The organism is Microbacterium sp. Bi128, from assembly GCF_918698205.1.
Window position 1 is genome coordinate 1 of sequence record NZ_CAKKMM010001150.1, and the last position, 1,650, is coordinate 1,650.

The window sequence follows — 1,650 nt, forward strand, 5'->3', positions numbered from 1 at the left end:
TTGGAGTGGACGGTGGAGAGCGAACCGTCGTGGCCCGTGTTCATGGCCTGGAGCATGTCCAACGATTCGCCGCCGCGGACCTCACCGACCACGATGCGGTCCGGACGCATACGCAAAGAGTTGCGCAGCAGCTCGCGGATGGTGACTTCACCCTTGCCTTCGGTGTTCGGCGGCCGGCTTTCCAGCCGCACCACGTGTGCCTGCTGGATCTGGAGTTCAACGGCATCCTCGATGGTCACGATCCGCTCGTTGGCGGGAAGGAATGAGGAAAGCACATTGAGCAGCGTGGTTTTACCGGTGCCCGTACCGCCGGAGACGATGATATTCAGCTTGGCCCTGACGCAGGCGTTGAGCAACTCGGCCATCTCTGGGGTGAGCGTGCCGAATTCGATCAGGTTCCGGACAGTCAGCGGCACCTTGCTGAACTTACGGATGGTCAGCGATGAGCCGCCGACGGCGAGTGGAGGAATTACGGCGTTGACGCGGGAGCCGTCTTCCAGCCGCGCGTCGACCAGCGGCGAGGATTCGTCGATACGACGGCCCACCTTGGACACGATGCGTTCTATAACTTTGCGCAGGTGGTCCTCGGAGCTGAACATCGATTCGGTGAGCGTCAGCTGGCCCTTGCGTTCCACATAGATCTGGTCCATCCGGTTCACCATGATTTCCGTGACGTCCGGATCGTCCAGGAGCCGCTGCAGCGGTCCGTACCCGAGCACGTCGTCGGCCACGTCCCGGACCAACCGGGAGCGTTCCTCCGTCGTCAGCGGGACTTGCTCCGCATCGATGATATGGATGAGCTCCTCCCTGGCCGAGCTGCGCAGCTCGCCTTCTGTGATGGTTAAGTCGTTGAACCGGGCTCCCATCTTTTCGAACAACGCCGTCGCTGCGCGCTGCTTGATCGCAGCGAAAGCGTCGACGGGCTGGTGGGTCTTGGGATGGAAACCCTCGGGCGCAACGGACGCGCCGGCCGACTGCACCGACCTGGCGGGTGCCGCCGGCCGTTCTCGGCGTACTGCAGGCGGGGAAGTCGGGGCCGGCATACGCGGGGCAGCCGGGGGAGCCGTCGTGGAGGCAACGGAGGTGACGGCCAGGGCAGCGGCAGGCAGGGACTTCTCCTGTGCCGCCTGGATGCGTTCGGAAAGTTTCAACTAGACCACAACCCGCCGGTGAGTCTTACGCTGGGATTTTGCGCGCCAGGCCGGGCTGAAGCGTTCCACGAGTTGGTTGAGCCCCTTTACGGCGGGGTCCTTTCTAGCCTCCTGCAGGACGGGGACGCCACGGTTAGTTGAGAACGCGACAGCACGGGAGCGCGGGACGCTAACATCCACGGGGGCGCCAATTGTGGATTCGACGTCCTGGACCGAGAGGCCACACTTGGGATCGGCCATGTTGAGCACCACGTGCCTGCTCGCCGGCATGATGTCCAGTTGGCGGAGAATGTCCAGTCCGGCGCGGAGGCCGCGGACGCTGGGGATATCCATCGCGCTCACCCAGACCACGTCGGTGCAGGCCTCCATGGCAGCCAAGCCGATTTCCGGCAGGCCTGGAGCAGTATCGACCACCACGTATTGGAACTCGTCCGCCAACTGCTCCAGCAGGCGAGTAATCTGCTCGGGGGTGATGTAATCGGCCTCAACGGGGCTGACG

General features: G+C 63.8%; 2 protein-coding genes. Both read right to left on the reverse strand.

Features of this window, described 5'->3' with window-relative positions; all coding sequences use genetic code 11:
* The coding region (locus LQV45_RS30690; protein WP_230011047.1) for a CpaF family protein at nucleotides 1-1,151 on the reverse strand (1,151 nt) is incomplete at its 3' end.
* Nucleotides 1,152-1,650, reverse strand: a 499-nt coding sequence (locus LQV45_RS30695) for a CpaE family protein (protein ID WP_374208343.1), incomplete at its 5' end; no start/stop codon positions are given. It abuts the gene before it with no gap.